A 19,613-nucleotide genomic window follows, 5' to 3' on the forward strand; every position below is an offset into this window, starting at 1 on the left:
AGCACGGGGCTACGCGTCCCCATCGTCGATATATTGCGCGAAGCCGTCGATCGGCGCCTCGCCCAGCACATCCATCCGCCCGCGCGAGACGCCGACGAGGATGCGCTTGCCCTCGAACTCCACCACCGCGATCCGCCCGCCGGTCATGCCGACCGGCACGGCATCAACGATGCGGACGAGGCGATCCTTCTGGCCCAGCGTCGACATGCCCGGCTGCATCTTGCGCAACAGCCACAAGGTGCCGACCGCCATGCCGGCGACCAGCGCCAGCATCACGACGACGTTGAGCAGATAGGTCCAGGTCATGCCCGGCGTTCGAGCCCCGCGAGGCGCGCCTCGGCAGCGATCACGTCGACCACGCGGATGCCGAAGCGGCCGTTGACCGTCACCACCTCGCCCTTCGCCACCAGCGTGCCGTTGACGAGGATGTCGAGCAGTTCGTTGGCCTGCCGATCCAGCTCCACCACCGATCCCTCGTTGAGATCGAGCAGTTCGGAGAGCTTGAGCGAGGTCGAGCCGACCTCCACCGAAAGGCGCAGCGGGATGTCCGCCAGCAGCCGGAAATTGCGGCCGGCCGGGCTTTCTGGATCGTCGATGCCCGGAAAGGGCGCGTCACTCATGTCGTTGTATCCCCTTGGCCGCCGCCTTGTCCGCCGTCCCGATCGTCTCGACCTGGAACGCCGCCCGCCCTTCCTGCTCGCCGATCGTCCCTTCCGCAAGCCGTCTGTTGCCAACGATGAGCGGAACGCGCGGCGAAAGGGTGATCGGGATGACATCGCCGACCTTCAACGCCATCAATTCCTGAACGGACAGGGTCGGCCGCGCGATCACCGAGCGGACGGGGAGGGACACGTTTTCCAGCGCGCGCGCCATACGGAAACGGAACTCGCTGTCGATCGGCCCGGCCTCGGCGTGGATCTTCGCATGAAGCTGCGCCTCGTGCGCGCGCATGGCGGAAAGCGGGAAGACGAGATCGATGCTCGTGGCGCCCGGCCCGCCTCCGCTGATCGAGAAACGCTGCACCACCACGGATTCGTCGCCGCGCACCAGGCTCGCATAGCCGCTGTTGGTCTCGCGCGAGGCGAGGCTCGGCTCCAGCGGCACGATCTCCTGCCAGATTTCCACCACAGCGCCAGTGATCGCATCGGTGAGACGGGACAGCAGCCGCTCCTCTGCGGGCGTGAACTCGCGCTTGCGGGACTGGGCGAAGGATGCGCCCGCACCGGTCCCGCCGTAGAAGGCATCGACCAGCCGCGTCACATATTCGGGCGCGACCGCGATCAACATGCCACCCTTCATCGGGCGCAGGCGATAGAGGCTGAGGCTGGTGAATTCGGGCAGCGCATCGCGCCACGTCTCGAAACGCGAGGTGAGCGAGGCTTCCGCCTCCACCTTGGGCTTCACCCGGACAAAGGGTTCCAGCACGTCGCGCAACCGGCGCGCAAGGCGCTCGCCGATGCGATCCAGCCCCGCCAGCCGCGCGCCGGGGCGCAGCGCCTCGCTGCCGAGCGCGAAGGGCACCGGCTCGCGGCTGCCCGTGCCTCTCGGCTGTCCGTTATCGCCGCTTTCCGGCTCCTTTGCCACGCTCGCCCCTCATTCCAACCGTCACCATCTTACTGGATGATGAAGTTGGTGAAATAGACATCATCGATGCCGCCGTAACCCGTCTTCTGCACGAGCACCTTGTTCATCGAATCGCGCAGCTTGGCCTGCAGCGCGATCTTGCCCTCGGGCGTACCGAGCGCGAAGGCGTCCTGATTGGCCAGCGTCTCGAGTACCGCCGAACGGATCGGCATCTCGTTGTCCTTGAAATTGTCGAGGACCTTGCTGTCGTAGAATGTCGAGACGCCGAGCGAGATCTGCGCGATGCCATCGGTGTCGCGCAGGTTCGAGGTGAAGGGCTGCTCCATCGTGTAATAGGAGGCCTTGTAGAGACGCGGATCGGGCTGGAAGCTGCCGACCGGCTTGAACGCCACGGTCGGATCCTCGCTCTGGCCGGCGCGCAGCACCAGCTTGGGCGCATCCGGATCGACCTTCGGCCCAGCGTGGGCGCCGCCCAGCCCCATGCCCGCCGCGACCATGCCGCCGGCGACGCCGCCGCCAACCAGCACCAGGGCACCGACGGCCATGATAATCAGCTTCATCTTGCCGCCCTTCTTCTTGGGCGCGGGCGCTGCGTCGTCACTCATCGTTCAAATCCCGTATCAGGCGTACATGCCGCCGGTCGGCGCGGCGCTGGCGGTGGATTCCTCCACATCGGCCGTCGCGACCGGCTGGCTTTCGGCAGTCTGGTTAATGGCAAATGGTTGAGAACGCGTTTGCGATTGGCGGCCGGAATTGCCTTCGTCGCCGCTCTGCGACGAAAAGCTACCCTCCCCGCGCGGATCGTGCCGATGATCCGACTGGTTGCCGCCGCTGTTCGACTGACGCGGATCGGCCGAGACATCGACATGAGCGCTGGCGATATGGATGCCCTGCGCGCGCGCCTCGGCGATCAGCTGGGGCTTCGCATCGGCGAGCGCGGTGCGGCTCGATTCGCTGCTGGCGGTGAGCGTGACGGCGGCACCTTCGAGGCCCCGCGCGATCTCCACCTGCACGGCGCCGAGATGGGTCGGCGCCGCCTGAAACCTGAGCGTCGAGGAAGTATCGCCGGTCGCCGCGATGTCGCGGGCGAGGCCGTCGAGCCAGGCGCCCTGCTTCGCCATGTCGAGCGCGCGATCCGCACCGCCCGAGGCGAGCTGCTGGCCGGCGCTCGGCTGCGCCACGGTGGCGCTGTCCGGCGTGGCCTGGGCCTGCGGATCGGCGGAGGCCGATACCGTCGCCGAGGCATCGATCGCCGCCGCCTTGTCGGCCACGGCATCGGCGCGGGCATTCTTCTTGGAGGGCGCGGCCGACTTGGCGTCCGCCGGCTGCGCGGCCGCCGGCACGATGCGGGCGGCGAGCAACGATGCGGTGGCCGGCAGCGGCTCCGCGGTCTGCGCGGCGGCGGTCTGCGCGCCGGGTGTTTCAAGCGCACCGGCAGGCGGCGTCGAGTCCGCAACAGCCTGACCCGTCGCCGATGCCGCCTGCTTCAGCGCATCGAGCACGGGAGCGAGGCCGGCGGCATCGACCGCCGTCTCGCTGGTGTCGATGTTCGATGCCTCGGCATCGTTCGTCCTGGCTGCAGATTTGGTCGAAGATCCGGCGACGGCGCGCGAGGGTCTGTCTTTGTCGCCGGATTTCTTTGCGTCCGCCGACGTGTCGTCCCGCGCATGCGAAGACGACGCGGCGTGCTGTGCCGAGGCGACGACCGGGGCCGAATCGTCCCGCTTGTCGTCCCTGTCGTCCTTATCCTTGTCCTTCGAGGTCGCCTGCCGGCTCTTCGCCTCGACCGGGCTGGTCGCGTTGCGCGCCGCGTCGGTGAAGGTCGAGCTGAAGGCAAACCCCTTGTCGGAAGCGTGCTGCGCCGCCGGAGTCGCGTCCGTCGCCGGAGCAGTCGGGGCAGCGAAGGAGATACCGGCCATCATCATGCCTCACCTACGAAACGCGGGGTCTTCGTGCGCGCATTGGCGCTGGCCCGCTTCTCGGCGAGCGCATCCTCATCATGCTGGGCGCGATCGACCAGGCGCTCGGCGCTCTCCTGACGGATGCGCGCGGCGATGCGCTCGGCCGCCTTGCTGTCCACCACCGTGCGCGCACTGGCGATCGCATCGGCGAGGCCGAAGCGCGCGAGATCGAGCCGGTGCGCCAGCTCGCCGCGTGCGGCCAGCGTCTCGGCGGAGGTGGCGCCCACGCCGCTGGTGAGCTGAAGCCGGAGATCGAGCACGCGCGCGGCGCTCTGCTCCAGCGATCCCAGCTGCGCCTCGGCGGCGGCGGCGGCAGCGGCGGCCTGCATATGCTCGACGCGGCGGACCCGCGCGATGCGCTCGCGGCGTTTGACGACGTTGCTCATGCCCCGAACCTCTCGATCAGTTCAGCCGAGGCGAGCGGCAGTTCGAAGCGCTCCTTGGGCTTCTGTTTCAGGAAGCTCAGGATTTCCTGGCGGCGGGCGATCGCCTCGTCGATCGTGGCGTCGGAGCCGGCCTTGTAGGCGCCCATCAGGATGAGATCGCGATTCTCCTCATAGACCGACCAGAGCCGGCGGAAGGACGAGGCGGCCGATCCATGTTCGTCGTCGACGATGTCGGCCATTACGCGGCTCAGCGAGCGGCCCACGTCGATCGCGGGAAACACGCCCTGCTCGGACAGCGAGCGCGACAGGATGATGTGGCCGTCCACGATCGCGCGTGCGGTATCGACGATCGGATCGTCGCCGTCGTCGCCATCGGCCAGCACGGTGTAGAGCGCGGTGATCGATCCGCCCGAATGGGCGTCGGCACCGGCACGCTCGATTAGGCGCGGGATCATGCCGAGCGCGGAGGGCGGATAGCCCTTCATCGTCGGCGGCTCGCCGAGCGACAGGCCGAGTTCGCGCTGGGCATGGGCGCAGCGGGTCAGCGAATCGATCAGCAGCAGCACGCGCTTGCCCTGCGCGCGGAAATATTCGGCGATGGCGGTGGCGCGCATCGCGGCGCGGATGCGCAGCACCGGCGGGTGATCGGCGGGGACCGCCACCACCACGCTCTTCTCGCGCACGCCCGGCACCAGCTTGGTGGCGAGGAAGTCCGCGACTTCGCGCGAGCGTTCGCCGATCAGGCCGACGACGATCACGTCGGCATCCGCGCCCTGGATCATCTGGCCCATCAGCACCGACTTGCCGACGCCCGACCCGGCGCAGATCGCGATGCGCTGGCCGACGCCGGCGGTGAGCAGCGCGTTGATCGCGCGCACGCCCATGTCGAAGCATTCGGTGACGCGCGCGCGGTCGAGCGGGTTGGCGGGCTTGCCGGCGAGCGGCCAGGTGGCCGACGCGCCGACCGGGCCGAGCCCGTCGAGCGGATGGCCGGTGGCATCGACGACGCGGCCGAGCAATTCGTAGCCGACCTCGGCGACGCCGCCCTTGGCATCGGGCTCGACGCGGCCGCCGTTGGAATGGGGCGCTTCGCCGTCGAGCGCCATCATCAGCGAGCGCTCGCCCTTGAAGCCGACGATCTCGGCGCGGGTGGCGTGGCCGTCGGCATCGATCACGCGCACCGAGGCGCCGACCGGCAGCGACAGGCCGGTCGCTTCCAGCATCTGGCCGTCATACGCGACCAGTTTGCCGATCCGGCGCGGGCCGGCATCGGGGATGTTCAGGCTGTTGAGGAGGTCCGCGGCGCGGTCTTCGAGCAGGCTCATCGTGCGGCGGCGATCCGGTCGAGCGCGGCGCGCAGGCGCTCGAGGCGCAGGCCGGGGCCATCCTCGATCGCGCCGCCGGCGGTTTCCAGACGCAGCTCGCCGGGCTGGAGCATCGCATCGGCCTCGGCATGAACGGGCAGCTCGGCGCCGTCGAGGCGGGCGAGATCGTCCGGGTTGAGCTTGAGCACGGCCGGCCTGGTCTCGTCGCCGATCAGGGCGGCGGCCGCCTGCGCGCGGTCCATCAGCGTCTCGCGGCAGACCTCGACCTCGCCGACCACCTGATGCAGCAGGCGCTCGACCGTGGCGGCGATCATCACGCCGAGACCCAACGTCGGCTCGGCCTTGAGCACATCGAGGTTGGAGGCGAGCACGCGCAGCGCCACCTTCTCGTCATTCGCCTCGCGGCGGCCCGCTTCGATGCCGGCGGCGAAACCCTGCGCCATCGCCTCGGCGCGGATCGCCTCGATGTCGATCTGAGGCTCCAGCTCCGGCTCGAACAGCGCCTCCGGCACTTCGATGTCGTTCTCGGCCGGCGTCTCGAACGCCTCGCGCAATGCCGTGCCCCACGCCACAAACGGTGCGGGGCCAGAGGCATTCGGCTTGGTCCACACCGAGCAGCGCTCGGCATTGTCGAACGCCGACGGCATCTTCGCGAACGCCTTAGACATAATCTTCGCCCTTGCCCCCCAGGCTGATCGTGCCGGCTTCCGCCAGCTTGCGCGCGATGGCCAGCACCGCCTTCTGCGCTTCCTGCACCTCGGCGAGACGCATCGGACCACGCTCGGCCATCTCGTCCTGAATGGACTGGGCGGCGCGGCTCGACATGCAGCCGAACATCTTGTTGCGCAGGTTCGGATCGCAACCCTTGAGCGCGACGATGAGGATGTCGTTCTCGACGCCGCGGAGCAGCGCGCCGAGATCCTTCTCGGACAGTGCGTTGAGGTTGTCGAACACGAACATCTCGTCCTCGATGACACGGGCGAGATTCTTGTCGAGCTTCGCGAGCTGGCGGATGACGCGCTGCTCGGTGGTGGTGCGGGTCGAATTGATGATCCGCGCCGCCTCGTTGGCACCGCCGCGCTTGGGCGCAGCACCCGACGAACCGGCCTTGTTGACCTGGCGGAGCAGCAGACGCTCGAGATCGTCGAGCGCCTCCGACGAAACCTCGCCCAGCGTCGCGACGCGGTAGACCACGTCGGCCTGCACGTCCTCGTCGAGCAGCTGGAGCACATCGGCGGCGACCCCCGGCTCCAGATGCGCGAGCACGATCGCGGCGATCTGCGGATGCTCGCTCTCGACCAGAGCGGCGATCGTCTTGGCGTCCATCCACTTCAGCGAATCGAGCGACGAGGAGCGCGTCGGCGGCGTAATACGGGCGAGCATGTTCTCGGCCCGCTCGGTGCCCAGCGCGCGCTCCATCATGGTACGGATCTGGCCGTCGGCAGCGAAGCCGATGGTGGTGCGCTCGCGGGCACGGCCCACGAACGTGTCGAGTACGTCGTCGACCTCGTCCTCGGACACGTCGGCGACCTCGAACATCGCGGTGCCGAGCTGCTGCACCTCGTCCGGATCGAGCCGGCTGAGCACCTGCGCGGCCTCGTCCTCGGCCAGCAGCATCAGCAGGATCGCGGCGGCGCTGGAGCCGGAGGGGCCGGACATCGCGGCGGGGTTGGCGGGGGCGAGCTCAGGCATTGGCGGCTTCGGCCTTCGGCATGTCGGCACGGATCAGGTCACGGACGACCAGGGCGGCGCGATCGGGATCCTGACGGACGAAGCTGCGGATCAGCTCGGCGCGGGCGGCGTAGCCGGGGGCGGCCTCGATCATGTCGAGCGTGATCGGCTGGTTGCCGGCCACGGCGGCCTCGGCCTGCTGGTGGCTGATCTGGGCGGCGATCTCGCGACCGACGGCAGCGCGCTCCTTGGACTTGTTGGCGATCTTCTGGTCGGCGACGACGGCACGGCGCTTGAGCAGCGGGCGGCCGATGCCGAACACCAGGATCGCGGCGACGGCGAGCGCGGTCAGGTTGCGGCCCACCATCGGCAGCCAGCTCGCCTCGTACCACTTCGGCCCGGCCAGCGCGGCATCGGGGGCGAACTGCTGCTGCGAGACCGAGACGATGTCGCCACGCTGCTGATCGAAGCCCACCGCCCCCTTCACGAGATCCTGGATCTGCTGGACCTGCTTGGGATCGAGCGGCTTGCCACCGGCCGGCTGGCGCAGCGCCACGGCGATGGTCAGGCGACGCACGGTGCCCACCGGGTTCTTGGTGACCGAGACCTGATGGCCGAGCTGGTAGCTGCGGTTGTAGCTCTCGTTGGTCTTGCTCTGCGCGGCGGCGGACGCCTGGCCGGGCTGGGTGCCGGGGGCCTGCGGACCACCGGGCGCGGCCTGACCGGCCGGCGGAACCGGCTTGCCGTTCGGCGTGGCGGCAGGCTTGGCCGGCGCCGGGGCAGTGTTCGAGATCGCGCCGGGAATACCCTGCGCATTCTGGTCGTCGCCGCCCTGCGGATCGTTGGTCCAGCTACCCTGCTCGGTCGCGACCATCGCGCCATCCTTGGGGAAGGTTTCGGTGGTGGACGCGGTGTCGGTGAAGTCGAGGTCGGCATGGACTTCGGCGGTGTAGTTGCCGTCGCCGAGGATCGGGGTGAGCAGCGCCGACAGCGACTGGCGGGTGCGATCCTCGACCTTCTGCTGCAGCGCGACCTGCTTGTCGGTGGCATCCTGATTGTCGCCGTTCTGCGCCGACAGAAGGTGGCCCGCCTGATCGACCACCGAGACGTCGTCCGGCGAGAGGCCGGCAACCGAGGAGGCGACGAGATGGACGATCGCCTGCACCTGGCTGTCCGACAGGGTGCGGCCCTGGCGCAGCGTGAGCATCACCGAGGCCTGCGCCTTGGTGTCGTCGCGCAGGAACACGCTCGGCTGGTCGCCGGCGATGTGGACCTTGGCGGCCTGCACCGCGTCGATCGCCTCGATGGTGCGGGCGAGGTCCAGCTCCTGCGCCTGCTGGAGGCGCGCGCCCTCGACCGCGCGGCTGGCGCCCATCGGCAGCGAGGAGATCAGGCTGTCGCCGTCGGGCGCCGCCTTGGGCAGGCCCTGCTGGGCGAGCAGCATCTTCGCCTTGTAATAGCTGTCCTCCGGCACGGTCAGCGCGCCGGTCGAATTGTCGATCGTGTACTTGATGCCCGCGGTGTCGAGCGACTGCACGACCGAAGCCTTGTCGGCATCGTCGAGGCCGGTGAACAGGTTGCGCTGCGGGCCGGTGTGGAGCACCGCCCAGGCGAGCGCGGCCGCGACGAGCACGCCGAGCATGCCCAGCATCGGCAGCGCCTTGGCGACCGCCGGCTGACGCAGGAACCCGCTCGCCTTGCCGAACGCTTCCGACTTGGCGAGACCGGCGAGCGGCCCCGGCAGGCTGGCGCCGGTGGAGGGGACGAGGGCGTTGGGGGTGGCAGCGATCTCGCTCATATTACACCGACATGCTCATGATGTCCTTGTAGGCGGACAGGAGTTTGTTGCGGACCTGCAGGGTAGCCTGGAAGCCGACGGAAGCCTTTTCGCGGGCCATCATCACCGATGCGATGTCGGTGGTTTCGCCCCGCTCATAGGCGACGGAGAGATCCTCAGCCTTCGACTGGGCGGCGTTGACCTGGTTCAGCACGCCCTTCAGCGTCGCGCCGAAATCGGTGCCGCCAATGCCCTGGGCGCTCGCCTGCGTGCCCGTGGTCGGCGCCGTATTGGCGAGATCGGTGATCGACTGCGGGCCGGACGCGGCCGCCTTCTGCAGCGCCGAATTCTGCTGGAGAATCTGGTTCCTCAGCGCCATCAGGTTGGAAGCGTTGATCGTGGTCATCGTCCCCTACTCCCTCAAGCGGCCTTGAGCCCGCGCATCTCGGCGAGCCGGTAGCGCAGGGTCCGTTCGGAAATGCCGAGCTTGGCGGCGGCGAGCAGGCGCTTGCCGCCGGTCTCCTCGAGTGCGACGCGGATCGCTTCGATCTCGGAGGCGCGGGCGACGTCGGCGAGGTTACCGGCAACCGGGGCGATCGAGGCGACCACCGCAAGCTGGGGCACGGCGCGGGCCATCACCTCGATGGCGAGGTCGTCGGCCTCGATGCGATCGCCCATGCGCAGCAGCAGGGCACGCTGGATCACGTTGTCGAGCTCGCGGACATTGCCCGGCCAGTCGTGCGCCATCAGGCGGTCGAGCGCGTTGGCGGTCGGCCAGGCGACGCTTTCGCCCTCGCGGGTGTGGCGCAGGATCAGCGCGGCGGTGATCGCGCGAATGTCGAGGCGGCGGGACGAGAGCGGCTTCAGTGCCATCGGCATGACGTTGAGCCGCCAGTAGAGATCGGCGCGGAAGCGGCCTTCCTGCACCTCGATCGCCAGCTCGCGGTTGGCGGCGGCGATGATGCGGACGTCGACCTTCACCGGCTGGGTGGCGCCGACGGGCAAAACCTCGCGCTCCTGCACGGCGCGGAGCAGCTTCGCCTGCAGCGCGATCGGCATCTCGGCGATCTCGTCGAGGAAGAGCGTGCCACCATCGGCGGCTCGGAACAGGCCCTCGGACGCGCCGGCGGCACCGGTGAAGGCGCCCTTGGCGTGGCCGAACAGGATCGCTTCCAGCATGGTATCGGGCAGCGCGGCGCAGTTGACGGCCACGAAGGGCTTGTCGGCGCGCGGGCTGGACGCGTGGATGAAGCGGGCGATGCCTTCCTTGCCGGTGCCGGTCTCGCCGAGCACCAGCACGGTGGCGTCGGAACCGGCAACCTTCTCGGCGAGCTTCAGGTAGATCGCGCTCTCAGGCTCGCCCACCGCCGGACGGGCGGCGGGGCGGACCAGCTCGGCGAGCAGCGCCAGGCCGAATGCCATGTCCTCGAAACCGAAGCGGATGCGCGCCGGCATCCCCTTCGACGAAAGGATAAGGGCCGGGGCGACATTTTCGCCGGTCTCGATCAGGATATCGCGGACGGTGGCGCGCGAAATCTCTTCGGCGGCCAGAATTCTTACCTCGTCGCGGGCCGGGGCAGCCGCCACGTCGACAGGGCGCACGGCGATGCCGACACCGGCCAACCAAGCGGAAATCGCCGGATTTTGCTGGGCTGCACGAGCACTGATCCCGATCACGTTCATAAAAGCTCCCCGCCGGCCACCGCCGACACAGGCAATTTCGCTGATCGTGGCAAACAAATGGTTAACGCGCGCAGGCACGCTCGTACGTGAGGCACGCGCGCGCCCGGCGGAATCCCGCCCGCACGACACGGGAGGGCGCGCGTGGGCGTGTTTGGTGAGCGCTGATGGTTAACGGCGCGGTGACAAAAAAGTTGGCCGGGCAGCGCTAAAGGTCCCCGAAGCCATGTCGTTACCCGGAACGTAGCCGAGAGGTCATCGAGACCCCACCGGCTCCATGAGCGGGAAAAGGAATTTCGACATGACTGTTATCGCATCCAACTCTGCCGCCCTGCGTGCCCAGAACGGCTCGCGCCTGGCCAATGACGCCCTCAACACGGCGATGGCTCGCCTGTCCTCGGGCAACCGCATCAACTCGGCTGCCGACGACGCCGCCGGCCTCGCGATCTCGAACTCGATGACGTCGCAGATCAACGGCATGAACCAGGCGATCTCGAATGCCAACAACGGCATCTCGCTGGCGCAGACCGCCGACGGCGCGCTGAGCGAAGTCACCAACAACCTGCAGCGCATCCGCGAGCTGGCGGTCCAGTCCGCTTCGGGCACCTACAGCGACGACGACCGCGCCAACATGCAGACCGAGGTCACCGAGCTGCAGAAGCAGATCGCCGACGCCATGAAGACCCAGTTCAACGGCGTGAACCTGTTCTCGACTTCGGACCAGGCCATCAACATTCAGACCGGCGCCGATGCGACCGATCAGGTGGCGCTGAAGATCACCGGTCTCGACATGTCGGCCGTCACCGGTACGGTGGCGACGGGTACCGCCGCCGCCGGCCTCGGCACGGCTCTGGCCGCCGGCGACAGCCGTATCGGCACGGACCACGTGATCACCGCCGAGGACGTGGCTTATGGCGCCCAGTTCACCGGTTCCGGTTCCTCGCCGGCCGCCGTCGACAGCAGCGCGATCGGCTCCACGGTGACGCTGAAGGCGGGCGACCAGATGTACGAAGCGGCGACGACCGCCGGCACCGTCACGGGTGGTGTCGACATCTCGACCGCCGCCGGCGCCACGGCCGCGCTCGACACGCTCGATCAGGCGATCGCCTCCGTCAACACCACCCGCGCTTCGCTGGGTGCTGGTGAGAGCCGCCTGAACTCGGTCGTGAACAGCCTGACCAACAACGTCACCAACCTGACCGACGCCAAGTCGCGCATCTCCGACGCCGACTTCTCGGTCGAGACCACCAACCTCGCGAAGGCGCAGATCCTGAACCAGGCCGCCACCGCGATGCTCGCCCAGGCGAACCAGTCGCAGCAGGGCGTGCTCAAGCTCCTCCAGTAACGGAAGTTCTCTTCCCTTACTGAAGGCTATGGCCTCCGGCGCAACAGCTCCCCCGCGCCGGAGGCCATTTCGCGTCTTTTCGTGAGCGCTCCGACAGGACAGCTTCCATGAGCGACAACAAGCCCTCCCTCCCCGACTTTCCCGGCGACGAAGCCGACGAAGAGCTGGTGTTCGACGATTTCGAGATGGCGGAGGCTGCCGAGGCCGCCCCGGTCGAGATGGTCGCGCCGGCCGAAGTCGTCTCCGCGCCGGTGCTGGAAGTCACCGGGCAGCCCGCGCCGCGCCGCACGCCGCGCCGGGGCCGCAAGGCCGCAGAGGAGGCGTCGCCCGCCGAGCCCGTCGCCGTCGAGACGCCCGCCCTTATCGAATCTGCCGAAGCCCCGGAACCGGTGGCCACGGCGGAGGAGCCGGCCGGCGAGACATCCGCGCCTTTCCCGCCGCGGGAAACGGTGCCGGCCGGCTCCAACTCCAACAAACTGCTGCTGGCGATCGTCTGCCTGGCGCTGTTCACCAGCCTGATCTCGCTGGGCGGCCTGATCGCGGTCAGCCGTACACTGGCCAAGGCCGGCGTCGCCCGCGAGGAAGCCATCGCCGAGCGCGACGCGCTTCGCCGCGTGCCCCAGCTTGTCCAGCATCTCGACGACGCGTCGGCCAGGCTCGATGCCGCCGCGAACAAGCTGGCGGCCGCCGCGCCCAACGGACCGCCGGCATCGATCGCCGACGTGCAGCACCAGCTCGATATGTTCCGTCTCGCGCTCGATCAGCGTCAGCCGGCCGGCGTCGACGCGCTCAACAGCCTGACGCGCGCCGGCTTCTCGGAACTGGCAACCCGTCTGGATCGCATCCAAGCGCGTGCGGGCGGCGCACCTGTCCGCCCGGCGAATACCAATCAGGACGACGCGGGGAACTGAGGGCGGTCGATCGCGTCCCGAACCTCGAGCCGCACGCCGATCAGGAAGCCGATCTCGGCGACGACGAACAGCGGGCCGACGATCAGGCCGCGAATATCGTCGAGGAAGGCGGGTTTGCGGCCTTCGTAATAGTGGCCGAGGAACTGGATCGCCCAGCCGACCGCGAAGGCGCCGATGCCGACCGAGAGATAGGCGCCGCTCCCTAACCGAGCGACGACGAGGCCCGCCCAGGCGCCGAGCGCCAGCAGCACCGCCATGACGAGGCCGAAGCGCAGGTCCAGCCGCAGGTAGAAGATCGCCGACAGCGCGGAGAACAGGATCGCCGGCGTCATCGCCATGCCCCCGATCGTGACGATCGGGCGCGAGGCGAGCACCTCCACGGCGAACACGATCAGCGGGATGCCGATCATGTGGGTGAGGACGTTGCGATGATCGCGGTGATAGGCCGCGTAGCTAGCCAGGTGGCGGATGAGCGGCGTCATGATCGTCCTCCCACGAAGGGAACGATTCATACGCCGCCTCTATCGCGCCGACAAATGTCGGCCGGGCCGTAGGGTCAGCGCGGAATTATCGGCGAAGGATTATTCGCGAAAGTCGGCGAGCTTGCCGCGCAACTTGTCGAGCGCCGACTTCTTGATCTGGCAGACGCGCGCGGCGCCGATGTCCAGCACCTGCCCGATCTCCTCGAGGTTCAGTTCCTCGACGAAATAGAGCTGGAGGACCATCGCCTCGCGCTCGGGCAGCTGGGCGATATGTTCGGCCAGCGCCTCGCCCAGACGACCGCGATCGAGCTGCTCGTCGGCACCCTCCTCCAGATCGGCGAACCACATCGACTGGTCCGAATAAACCTCGTCGAGCGATTCGTGGCGCACGCTCTCGGCGGCGTCGGCCATCTCGCGAAAGCTGGTTGCGTCGAGGCCCATCGCCTGCGCCATCTCCGCTTCGGAGGCGGCGCGGCCCAGCTTGCCCTCGATCTCGGCGCGGACCTTGGCGATCTCCTTGCGCTTGGCCATGCCCGAGCGCGCTTGGCTCGCATGGCGGCGCAGGTGGTCGATCATTGCGCCGCGCACGCGCATCCCCGCATAGGTGGAGAAAGCGTGGCCGCGATCCTCGTAGCCGTTGGCCGCTTCGACCAGTGCGACCATGCCGATCTGCACCAGATCCTCGATGTCGATCGCGTTCGAGACGCGGCCGTGGACATGCCAGGCGATCTTGCGGACCAGCGGCATATGCCCCTGGACGAGCGAAGCCTGCGTCTGGCGCTGCGGCTTGCGGGCGTAGGTCATCATGTTCATCGCGCCATCTCCGGCTCACGATGGGTCACCTGGGGCGGCTGCCCGCCGACCACGGCGACCACCTCGACGGGCTTGCCGTCGGGAATTTCGAGGAAGGACAGCACCGGTGCATCGGAGAGATGCGGCCGAAGCAGCCGGGCGAGCGCACGGCGCGCGATCGGCGAGGTGACGATGGCGAAGCGCCTGGCCTCGCCGACCATCGGGGCGACCGCCTCGACCACCGCCTGCACGATGCGACCGGCGAGCGCCGGCTCGATCGGATGGGCTGAGTTCGGGCCGGAACGCACCGCCTGGGTGAGCAGGCTCTCCAGACCGGCGTCGAGCGTGACGACGGGCAGCGGCATCCGAACCGGCACAAGAGTCTGCACGATCAGCGCACCGACGCGGCGGCGGACCTGCTCGACCAGCTGGACCGGATCGCTCTCCTCGCGGGCGGCGTCCGCCATGGCTTCGGCGATGCGGCGGAAATCCTTGAGCGGCACACCCTCGGCGAGCAGCGAGCGGCAGAGATTGGCGATCTGCGAGAGGCTGAGCGGCGCGGGCGTGATGCCGGCGACCAGCTGCGGCGCCTTTTCCTTCAGCTCGTCGAGCAGCTTCTGCGCCTCGTCCATGCCGAACAGGTCGGTCGCGTGCTGCATGATCAGGTGGTTGAGATGGGTCGCGAGCACGGTCGAGGGATCGACCACGGTATAGCCCGCGATCACCGCCTCGCCGCGCTTGTCCGGGCTGATCCACACCGCGTCGAGACCGAAGGTCGGATCCTTGGCGGGGCGGCCCTGCACGGTCGCGGCGAGATCGCCCGAGTCGAGCGCGAGCAGATCGTTGGGATGGCACTCGTCCTCGCCCACCACGACACCACCGACGGTGATGCGATAGGCGTTGGGCGCGAGGTTCATGTCGTCGCGCACGCGCACCAGCGGGATCACGAAGCCGAGTTCCTTGGAGAGCTGGCGGCGGATGCCGGTGATGCGGGCCATCAGCGGGGCGCCCTTGCGCTCGTCGACGAGGCTGACGAGGCCGTAGCCGACCTCGAGGCCGAGCGGCGCGTCATTGGAGACCTCGTTCCAGCCGATCGAGGCCGGGTTGGCGGGGGCGGCGGCGGGCGCCTTGGCGGCGACTTCTGCTTCGGCCTTCTTGAGCTGATCGGCGTTGCGCAGCTTCCAGACGGCGAAGCCCGCGAGTGCGGCGGCCGGCAGGAAGATGACGTGCGGCATGCCCGGCAGCACGCCGAGGATGGTGAGGATGCCGGCGACCGGCGTCCACGCCTTGGCCGAACCAAACTGCTGGGTGATCTGCCCGCCGAGATCGAGCGGCGAGTTCACGCGCGTCACGATCGAGGCCGCCGCGATCGACAGCAGCAGCGCCGGGATCTGCGCGACCAGCGCGTCGCCGATGGCGAGCTGCACGTAATTCTTGGCCGCGTCGCCCACCGCCATCTTGTGGCTAACGACGCCCAGGATCAGGCCGCCGAGGATATTGACGACCAGCACGAGCACGCCGGCGACGGCATCGCCCTTCACGAACTTCGACGAACCGTCCATCGAACCGTAGAAATCGGCTTCGGTGGCGACTTCCTGCCGGCGCTTCTTGGCCTCGTCCGGGGTGAGCAGGCCGGCATTGAGATCGGCATCGATAGCCATCTGCTTGCCGGGCATTGCGTCCAGGGTGAAGCGTGCCGAGACTTCCGACACGCGGCCGGCGCCCTTGGTGATCACCACCAGGTTGATGATCATGATGATCGCGAAGACGAAGATGCCGACCGCGTAGTTGCCGCCGATCAGGAAGCTGCCGAACGCCTCGATAACATGGCCGGCGGCCGCCTCGCCCTCATGCCCGTGCACCAGCACGACGCGCGTAGAGGCGACGTTGAGCGACAGGCGCAGCAGGGTGGCGAACAGCAGCACCGTCGGGAAGGCGGAGAAATCGAGCGGCTTGGCGGCGTTCAGCGCCACCATCAGCACCGCGAGGCTGATGACGATGTTGGTGATGAAGCCGATATCCAGCATGATCGCCGGCATCGGCACGACCATCAGCGCGACGAGCATGAGGGCGGCGATCGGCAGGATCGCGCCCTTCGATGCGTCCATCCACACGCGCTTGTTGAGGGCAACGGTCGCCATCTGTCGTCAGACTCCGAGGGAAGCGAGCATGAGGTAAGCCAGCCGCGCGGTCTGCGGGCTGGGGGCCATGACGGTCGCCGCATTGAGCTGGCTCGCGTCGGCGGTGGTCACATTGGTGCCGTCCGTCGTGCCGTTGAGCGCCGCGAGCTGCATACGCGCGATGTCGGCGGCGGTGTCGGTCGGCTGAGCGGCGGAGGCCATCTGCGTCGAGGTCGATCCGGCATCCGGCGTCGACTGTTCGAAGCGCGCGGCGAAACGCTGGTAGACCTGCTCCAGCGAGCGGGCGTTGCCGGATTTGTCCCAGAACACCCACTTGTTGGCCCGCGCCGCCGCCGGCATCACCGAGGCGGCGGGCGTGTCCGGGTTGGAGTCCAGCGCCTTCAGGAAGCGCGCTGCGCCGGCCGGGCCGAGGAAGTGCGCCATGTAGAGGTCGGTCGGCGTCGTGGTGCGGCCGAGCTTCGCCTGCAGGTAATCCTGATTGTCGGAGGCATATTCGCCCGCCATCGCCGCCGATGTCTCGGGCGACTGGCGCAGCGCCATGATCTCCTGCCGGGTGGCGGCATCGGAGACGAAATAATGGCCGTTCGAGCCGCGCGTGATCGCGTTCGCCGCCCAGTTCAGGCCATGCTCGGCGCCATGCTGCTTCATGGTGGCGAGCCAGGTCTGCTCGGTGAACTGGTAGAGGCCGGACGCGCTCGAGGTGGAGGCCTTGGCGTTCGGGTTCAGCCCGCTTTCGACGCGCGCCTGATGATAGAGATAGTGGAAGTCGACGCCGGTCGAGGCCGAGGCGGCGGCGATCGCGTTCTGCACGCGGCCACCGGTCGCGGACACGCCGTTCAGCGCCGCTCCCGTCTCGCCATTGCCCCGGATGATCGTCAGCGTCACGGGCTTGTCCTCAGTAGGCCATCCGGCCGGTGCGGCCGTAGGTCTGGGTCGCCTTGCCCTTGCCGGTCGCCGCCGCGAGGCGGCCGAGGCGGCGCGAGGTCATGTCGGCGAGGACGTTGACGCGGACGCGCGCGGCCTCGGTCAGCGCCATCGCTTCTTGGGCGAGCGCCTTCGTGTCGTTGCCGACGAAGCGCGGCTTGAGCGCGTTGATGCGCAGCAGCGCATCCTCGACGGCGGCGGTGGAGCGGGCGATACCCTCCACGTCGTCGCCGTCGAGCGCTGCGATCAGCGCCTTCTGCTCGGCGATCAGGGCTTCGAGGGCGGCAGTGCTCACGAGGAAGCTCCCAGATCAGAACGGATCATCGCGGTGGCGATCGCCTGCGGATCGGCCTTGTAGGTGCCGGCCTTGATCGCGGCCTTGAGCGCGGAAACGCGATCGGTCTCGATCGGCGCGCCCTCGGCCGCCATCTGCGCGACGGTGTTGGAGATCGAGGCGCGCTCTTCGGTGGTGCCGGTCCGGGCGAGCTTGTGCGCGCCTTCGCCCCGCTGGGCCGAGCTGGTGCCGATCCCCGAGATCGTGCTGCCGGCGCCGGTGATGGAGTTGATCATCTCAGCAGCCCCTCAGAACGACGACACGCGGACGCGGCCGGAATCCTCGACCTGCCCGATGACGATCTGGCCCTTGCTCTCGGGCTTCACGCGGATGCGGCCGCCGAGGCGCCCGTCTTCCTGCGCGATCGCGGCGGTCGAGACCGAGAAGCTGCCGTCGCCGGCGATCAGCTCGATGGGATCGCCACGCTTGATCAGCGGCGGCGTCATCGGCTGGGCGGGCTGATAGGTGGCGGGCGAAGCGTTACCGACGGCCGTCTGGTTGGCGACCGCCATCTGGCTGGGCGACTTCATCAGCGGCACGCGGATGCGCCAGCCGAGCGATTCGCAGCGCAGCGCGACGGCGCCGAGCGCGGGCGGATCGATGGTCACGGGCTGGGGGCACGGCTGCAGCTTCAGCCGGCGATCGATATGCGTCACCGGCCCGCCGGGCGTGCCGATGTCCGCGTCCAGAGCGCCGACGACGCGGCCTTCCAGCTTGGCAAGATCTTCGAACCCCGCCGCGTCGGTGGACGCCATTGCCGGCGTCCCCGCCATCAGCAGGATCAGGGCGAACCCCGTGCGTGTCATGAGCGATGCTCCCGTCATGGGCGCTCATAAGCAACGGATGTGCCAAAGATTTGGTTAACGCCTATTCACTCTAAAATTAAAGTTCAGCCGCCTTTGGTCGTAATCGTGACCCGCACGTGCTGCCCGGCCTGCCTGCTGGCAGGCCCGGTGCCGTCGATCGCGAGATCGACCTGCTTCGCGTCCAGCCCGCCTTCCGAGACGGCGCGCGCGATCGCGGCGGCCCGCGCCGCCGCCAGTTCCCACGCATCGAAGCGGCGTGCGGCGGCGTCGGTGCCGATGCTCTCGACATGGACGATGCCGCCCTGCCCCGCCGCATCGTGGCCGATCGCGCGGAAGTGCGCGCGGGCATTCGGCAGCAGGATCGCCTCACCCGGCTCGAACAGGCTGGTCGCGGTCTCGTCGAAGGTTTTCGGAGCCGATGAGCCGAACGCCGCCCGGATGCCGGCATTGAGCGCGGCCGGATCGCCTCGATGCGCCTGGAGCAACAGCAGGAAGCCGAGCAGCACCAGGCACAGGTCCGCGAAGCTCATCGCCCAGCGCGAGCCTCCGGCGGAGCCTGTGGTGAGCGCCGGCAGCCGCATCAGGCGGCGCGCAGCCGCGCCTCGATCCGCGCGACGCGGGTTTCGAGCGGGCCGCCCTGCTCCTCGCGGGCGATCACGACGAGGCGTTCCAGCGCCTCGCGCTGCCACAGCAATTCGGCGCGCGACAGGCGCTCCAGCCGAGCCGCGATCGGGCCTGCGATGCAATTGGCGACGATCACGCCATAGAGCGTGGTAAGCAAAGCGAGCGCCATGCCCGGCCCGATCTTGGCGGGATCGTCCATCGCGGAGAACATGCGGATCAGGCCCATGACGGTGCCGATCATGCCCATCGCGGGCGCGGCGTCGGCGGCCGAGCGCCAGACCGCGTGGACGGCGGCGTGGCGCTCGGCGCGCGCCGACAGATCGGCCTCGCCCCACGCCATGAATTGCTGAGGATCGGGCGCATCGGCAAGCCGTGCGGCCGCGCGCGACAGGAAGCGTTCGACCACCGGCGCGCGCTCGGCGGCACCGATACCCGATCGTGCGGTCCGTTCGGCGATACGGTTGACAGCGACGCGAGCGGCCTGCGCCTCGGCATCGGCACGGGTGCGCACCAGCGGCGCCAGCGAGGCCAGCGCGCGACCGAGATCCGAGCCGGTCGAGCGGACGGCGGCCACCACCGCCGATCCGCCGAAGACCAGCGCGATCGCCACCGGATCGAGAAAAATCGCGCCGTCCACGACCAAAAAACCCCCGCTACAGGCCGGCCGGCAAAGCGACCGGCAAAAAATTGCCGCCCACCGGCAAGGGCTTGCCGCCCATCGCCGTTGTTCCCCGAAACCCTGACCTTTCGCCTCTCGGCCGCGAGTTGGCACGCTCGTTGCTAGAACGGCTGCGCACCCACCGGGGCCGACCCCTTCGAAACCAAGGACGGCAGCGGCGGGCAAAACTTTAGAGGCCAGACGGACGATTT

The 19,613-nt window shown here is 68.8% G+C and carries 23 protein-coding genes; 2 read left to right on the forward strand and 21 right to left on the reverse strand.

The annotated features are described in order from the left end of the window. Window positions 1-9: 9 nt before the first annotated feature. From QGN17_RS12810 to QGN17_RS12865, 12 genes are read right to left on the reverse strand one after another with little or no spacing between them, the layout of a single operon-like run. Window positions 10-306, reverse strand: coding sequence for a FliO/MopB family protein (locus QGN17_RS12810; RefSeq protein ID WP_022689475.1), 297 nt, complete (start codon window positions 304-306; stop codon window positions 10-12). Beyond that, entirely contained in the window at window positions 303-620 is a 318-nt protein-coding gene (fliN, locus tag QGN17_RS12815) for a flagellar motor switch protein FliN (RefSeq protein WP_281044870.1), read from the reverse strand. Before fliN ends, QGN17_RS12810 begins: the two co-directional genes overlap by 4 nt. Next, window positions 613-1,584, reverse strand: coding sequence for a flagellar motor switch protein FliM (locus tag QGN17_RS12820; protein WP_281044871.1), 972 nt, complete (start codon window positions 1,582-1,584; stop codon window positions 613-615). The genes fliN and QGN17_RS12820 overlap by 8 nt, the downstream gene beginning before the upstream one ends. Window positions 1,585-1,613: 29 nt before the next feature. Then, window positions 1,614-2,189, reverse strand: a complete 576-nt coding sequence (locus QGN17_RS12825) for a flagellar basal body-associated FliL family protein (protein WP_281044872.1) — start codon at window positions 2,187-2,189, stop codon at window positions 1,614-1,616. 15 nt (window positions 2,190-2,204) lie between these two features. Then, window positions 2,205-3,503, reverse strand: coding sequence for a flagellar hook-length control protein FliK (locus QGN17_RS12830; RefSeq protein WP_281044873.1), 1,299 nt, complete (start codon window positions 3,501-3,503; stop codon window positions 2,205-2,207). Between the two features lie 2 nt (window positions 3,504-3,505). Beyond that, entirely contained in the window at window positions 3,506-3,931 is a 426-nt protein-coding gene (locus tag QGN17_RS12835) for a hypothetical protein (RefSeq protein WP_281044874.1), read from the reverse strand. After that, a complete protein-coding gene (locus tag QGN17_RS12840; RefSeq protein ID WP_281044875.1) occupies window positions 3,928-5,256 on the reverse strand; it encodes a FliI/YscN family ATPase in 1,329 nt (442 codons plus the stop codon). Before QGN17_RS12840 ends, QGN17_RS12835 begins: the two co-directional genes overlap by 4 nt. Then, the gene (locus QGN17_RS12845; protein WP_281044876.1) at window positions 5,253-5,924 is read right to left on the reverse strand and encodes a FliH/SctL family protein; all 672 of its coding nucleotides are present in this window, start codon (window positions 5,922-5,924) and stop codon (window positions 5,253-5,255) included. Before QGN17_RS12845 ends, QGN17_RS12840 begins: the two co-directional genes overlap by 4 nt. Next, window positions 5,917-6,948 (reverse strand): flagellar motor switch protein FliG, encoded by a 1,032-nt coding sequence (gene fliG / locus QGN17_RS12850; protein ID WP_281044877.1) that lies wholly within the window; start codon window positions 6,946-6,948, stop codon window positions 5,917-5,919. Before fliG ends, QGN17_RS12845 begins: the two co-directional genes overlap by 8 nt. After that, the gene (gene fliF, locus QGN17_RS12855) at window positions 6,941-8,725 is read right to left on the reverse strand and encodes a flagellar basal-body MS-ring/collar protein FliF (protein WP_281044878.1); all 1,785 of its coding nucleotides are present in this window, start codon (window positions 8,723-8,725) and stop codon (window positions 6,941-6,943) included. Before fliF ends, fliG begins: the two co-directional genes overlap by 8 nt. A gap of 1 nt (window position 8,726) precedes the next feature. Next, window positions 8,727-9,110, reverse strand: a complete 384-nt coding sequence (fliE, locus tag QGN17_RS12860; RefSeq protein ID WP_281044879.1) for a flagellar hook-basal body complex protein FliE — start codon at window positions 9,108-9,110, stop codon at window positions 8,727-8,729. Between the two features lie 14 nt (window positions 9,111-9,124). Next, window positions 9,125-10,387 (reverse strand): sigma-54 interaction domain-containing protein, encoded by a 1,263-nt coding sequence (locus QGN17_RS12865; RefSeq protein ID WP_281044880.1) that lies wholly within the window; start codon window positions 10,385-10,387, stop codon window positions 9,125-9,127. 298 nt (window positions 10,388-10,685) lie between these two features. On the opposite strand from QGN17_RS12865, the gene QGN17_RS12870 reads away from it, so the two are divergent. Then, window positions 10,686-11,729: a flagellin N-terminal helical domain-containing protein gene (locus QGN17_RS12870; protein WP_281044881.1), complete on the forward strand. Its 1,044-nt coding sequence runs from the start codon at window positions 10,686-10,688 to the stop codon at window positions 11,727-11,729. 107 nt (window positions 11,730-11,836) lie between these two features. Further along, window positions 11,837-12,640 (forward strand): hypothetical protein, encoded by an 804-nt coding sequence (locus QGN17_RS12875; protein ID WP_281044882.1) that lies wholly within the window; start codon window positions 11,837-11,839, stop codon window positions 12,638-12,640. Here QGN17_RS12875 and QGN17_RS12880 read toward each other — a convergent pair. From QGN17_RS12880 to QGN17_RS12920, 9 genes are all read right to left on the reverse strand, one after another. Next, the gene (locus QGN17_RS12880) at window positions 12,619-13,122 is read right to left on the reverse strand and encodes an Mpo1 family 2-hydroxy fatty acid dioxygenase (RefSeq protein ID WP_281044883.1); all 504 of its coding nucleotides are present in this window, start codon (window positions 13,120-13,122) and stop codon (window positions 12,619-12,621) included. The two genes, QGN17_RS12875 and QGN17_RS12880, sit on opposite strands and share 22 nt — an antisense overlap. A 99-nt stretch (window positions 13,123-13,221) precedes the next feature. Beyond that, window positions 13,222-13,926 (reverse strand): sigma-70 family RNA polymerase sigma factor, encoded by a 705-nt coding sequence (locus QGN17_RS12885; RefSeq protein ID WP_281045218.1) that lies wholly within the window; start codon window positions 13,924-13,926, stop codon window positions 13,222-13,224. 5 nt (window positions 13,927-13,931) lie between these two features. Next, the gene (gene flhA, locus QGN17_RS12890; protein WP_281044884.1) at window positions 13,932-16,055 is read right to left on the reverse strand and encodes a flagellar biosynthesis protein FlhA; all 2,124 of its coding nucleotides are present in this window, start codon (window positions 16,053-16,055) and stop codon (window positions 13,932-13,934) included. 6 nt (window positions 16,056-16,061) lie between these two features. Beyond that, complete coding sequence (locus QGN17_RS12895; RefSeq protein ID WP_281044885.1) at window positions 16,062-16,940, reverse strand: transglycosylase SLT domain-containing protein; 879 nt, start codon at window positions 16,938-16,940, stop codon at window positions 16,062-16,064. 10 nt (window positions 16,941-16,950) lie between these two features. After that, window positions 16,951-17,274: a hypothetical protein gene (locus QGN17_RS12900; protein WP_281044886.1), complete on the reverse strand. Its 324-nt coding sequence runs from the start codon at window positions 17,272-17,274 to the stop codon at window positions 16,951-16,953. After that, a complete protein-coding gene (gene flgM, locus QGN17_RS12905) occupies window positions 17,271-17,549 on the reverse strand; it encodes a flagellar biosynthesis anti-sigma factor FlgM (protein WP_022689494.1) in 279 nt (92 codons plus the stop codon). Before flgM ends, QGN17_RS12900 begins: the two co-directional genes overlap by 4 nt. 12 nt (window positions 17,550-17,561) lie before the next feature. After that, window positions 17,562-18,119 (reverse strand): flagellar basal body P-ring formation chaperone FlgA, encoded by a 558-nt coding sequence (gene flgA, locus QGN17_RS12910; protein ID WP_281044887.1) that lies wholly within the window; start codon window positions 18,117-18,119, stop codon window positions 17,562-17,564. 83 nt (window positions 18,120-18,202) lie between these two features. Further along, window positions 18,203-18,700, reverse strand: a complete 498-nt coding sequence (locus QGN17_RS12915) for an OmpA family protein (RefSeq protein WP_281044888.1) — start codon at window positions 18,698-18,700, stop codon at window positions 18,203-18,205. Beyond that, the gene (locus QGN17_RS12920) at window positions 18,700-19,380 is read right to left on the reverse strand and encodes a motility protein A (protein WP_281044889.1); all 681 of its coding nucleotides are present in this window, start codon (window positions 19,378-19,380) and stop codon (window positions 18,700-18,702) included. The genes QGN17_RS12915 and QGN17_RS12920 overlap by 1 nt, the downstream gene beginning before the upstream one ends. Between the last annotated feature and the right edge of the window lie 233 nt (window positions 19,381-19,613).

Origin of the sequence: Sphingomonas oryzagri (genome assembly GCF_029906645.1) — a bacterium.
Lineage (GTDB): Bacteria > Pseudomonadota > Alphaproteobacteria > Sphingomonadales > Sphingomonadaceae > Solisphingomonas > Solisphingomonas oryzagri.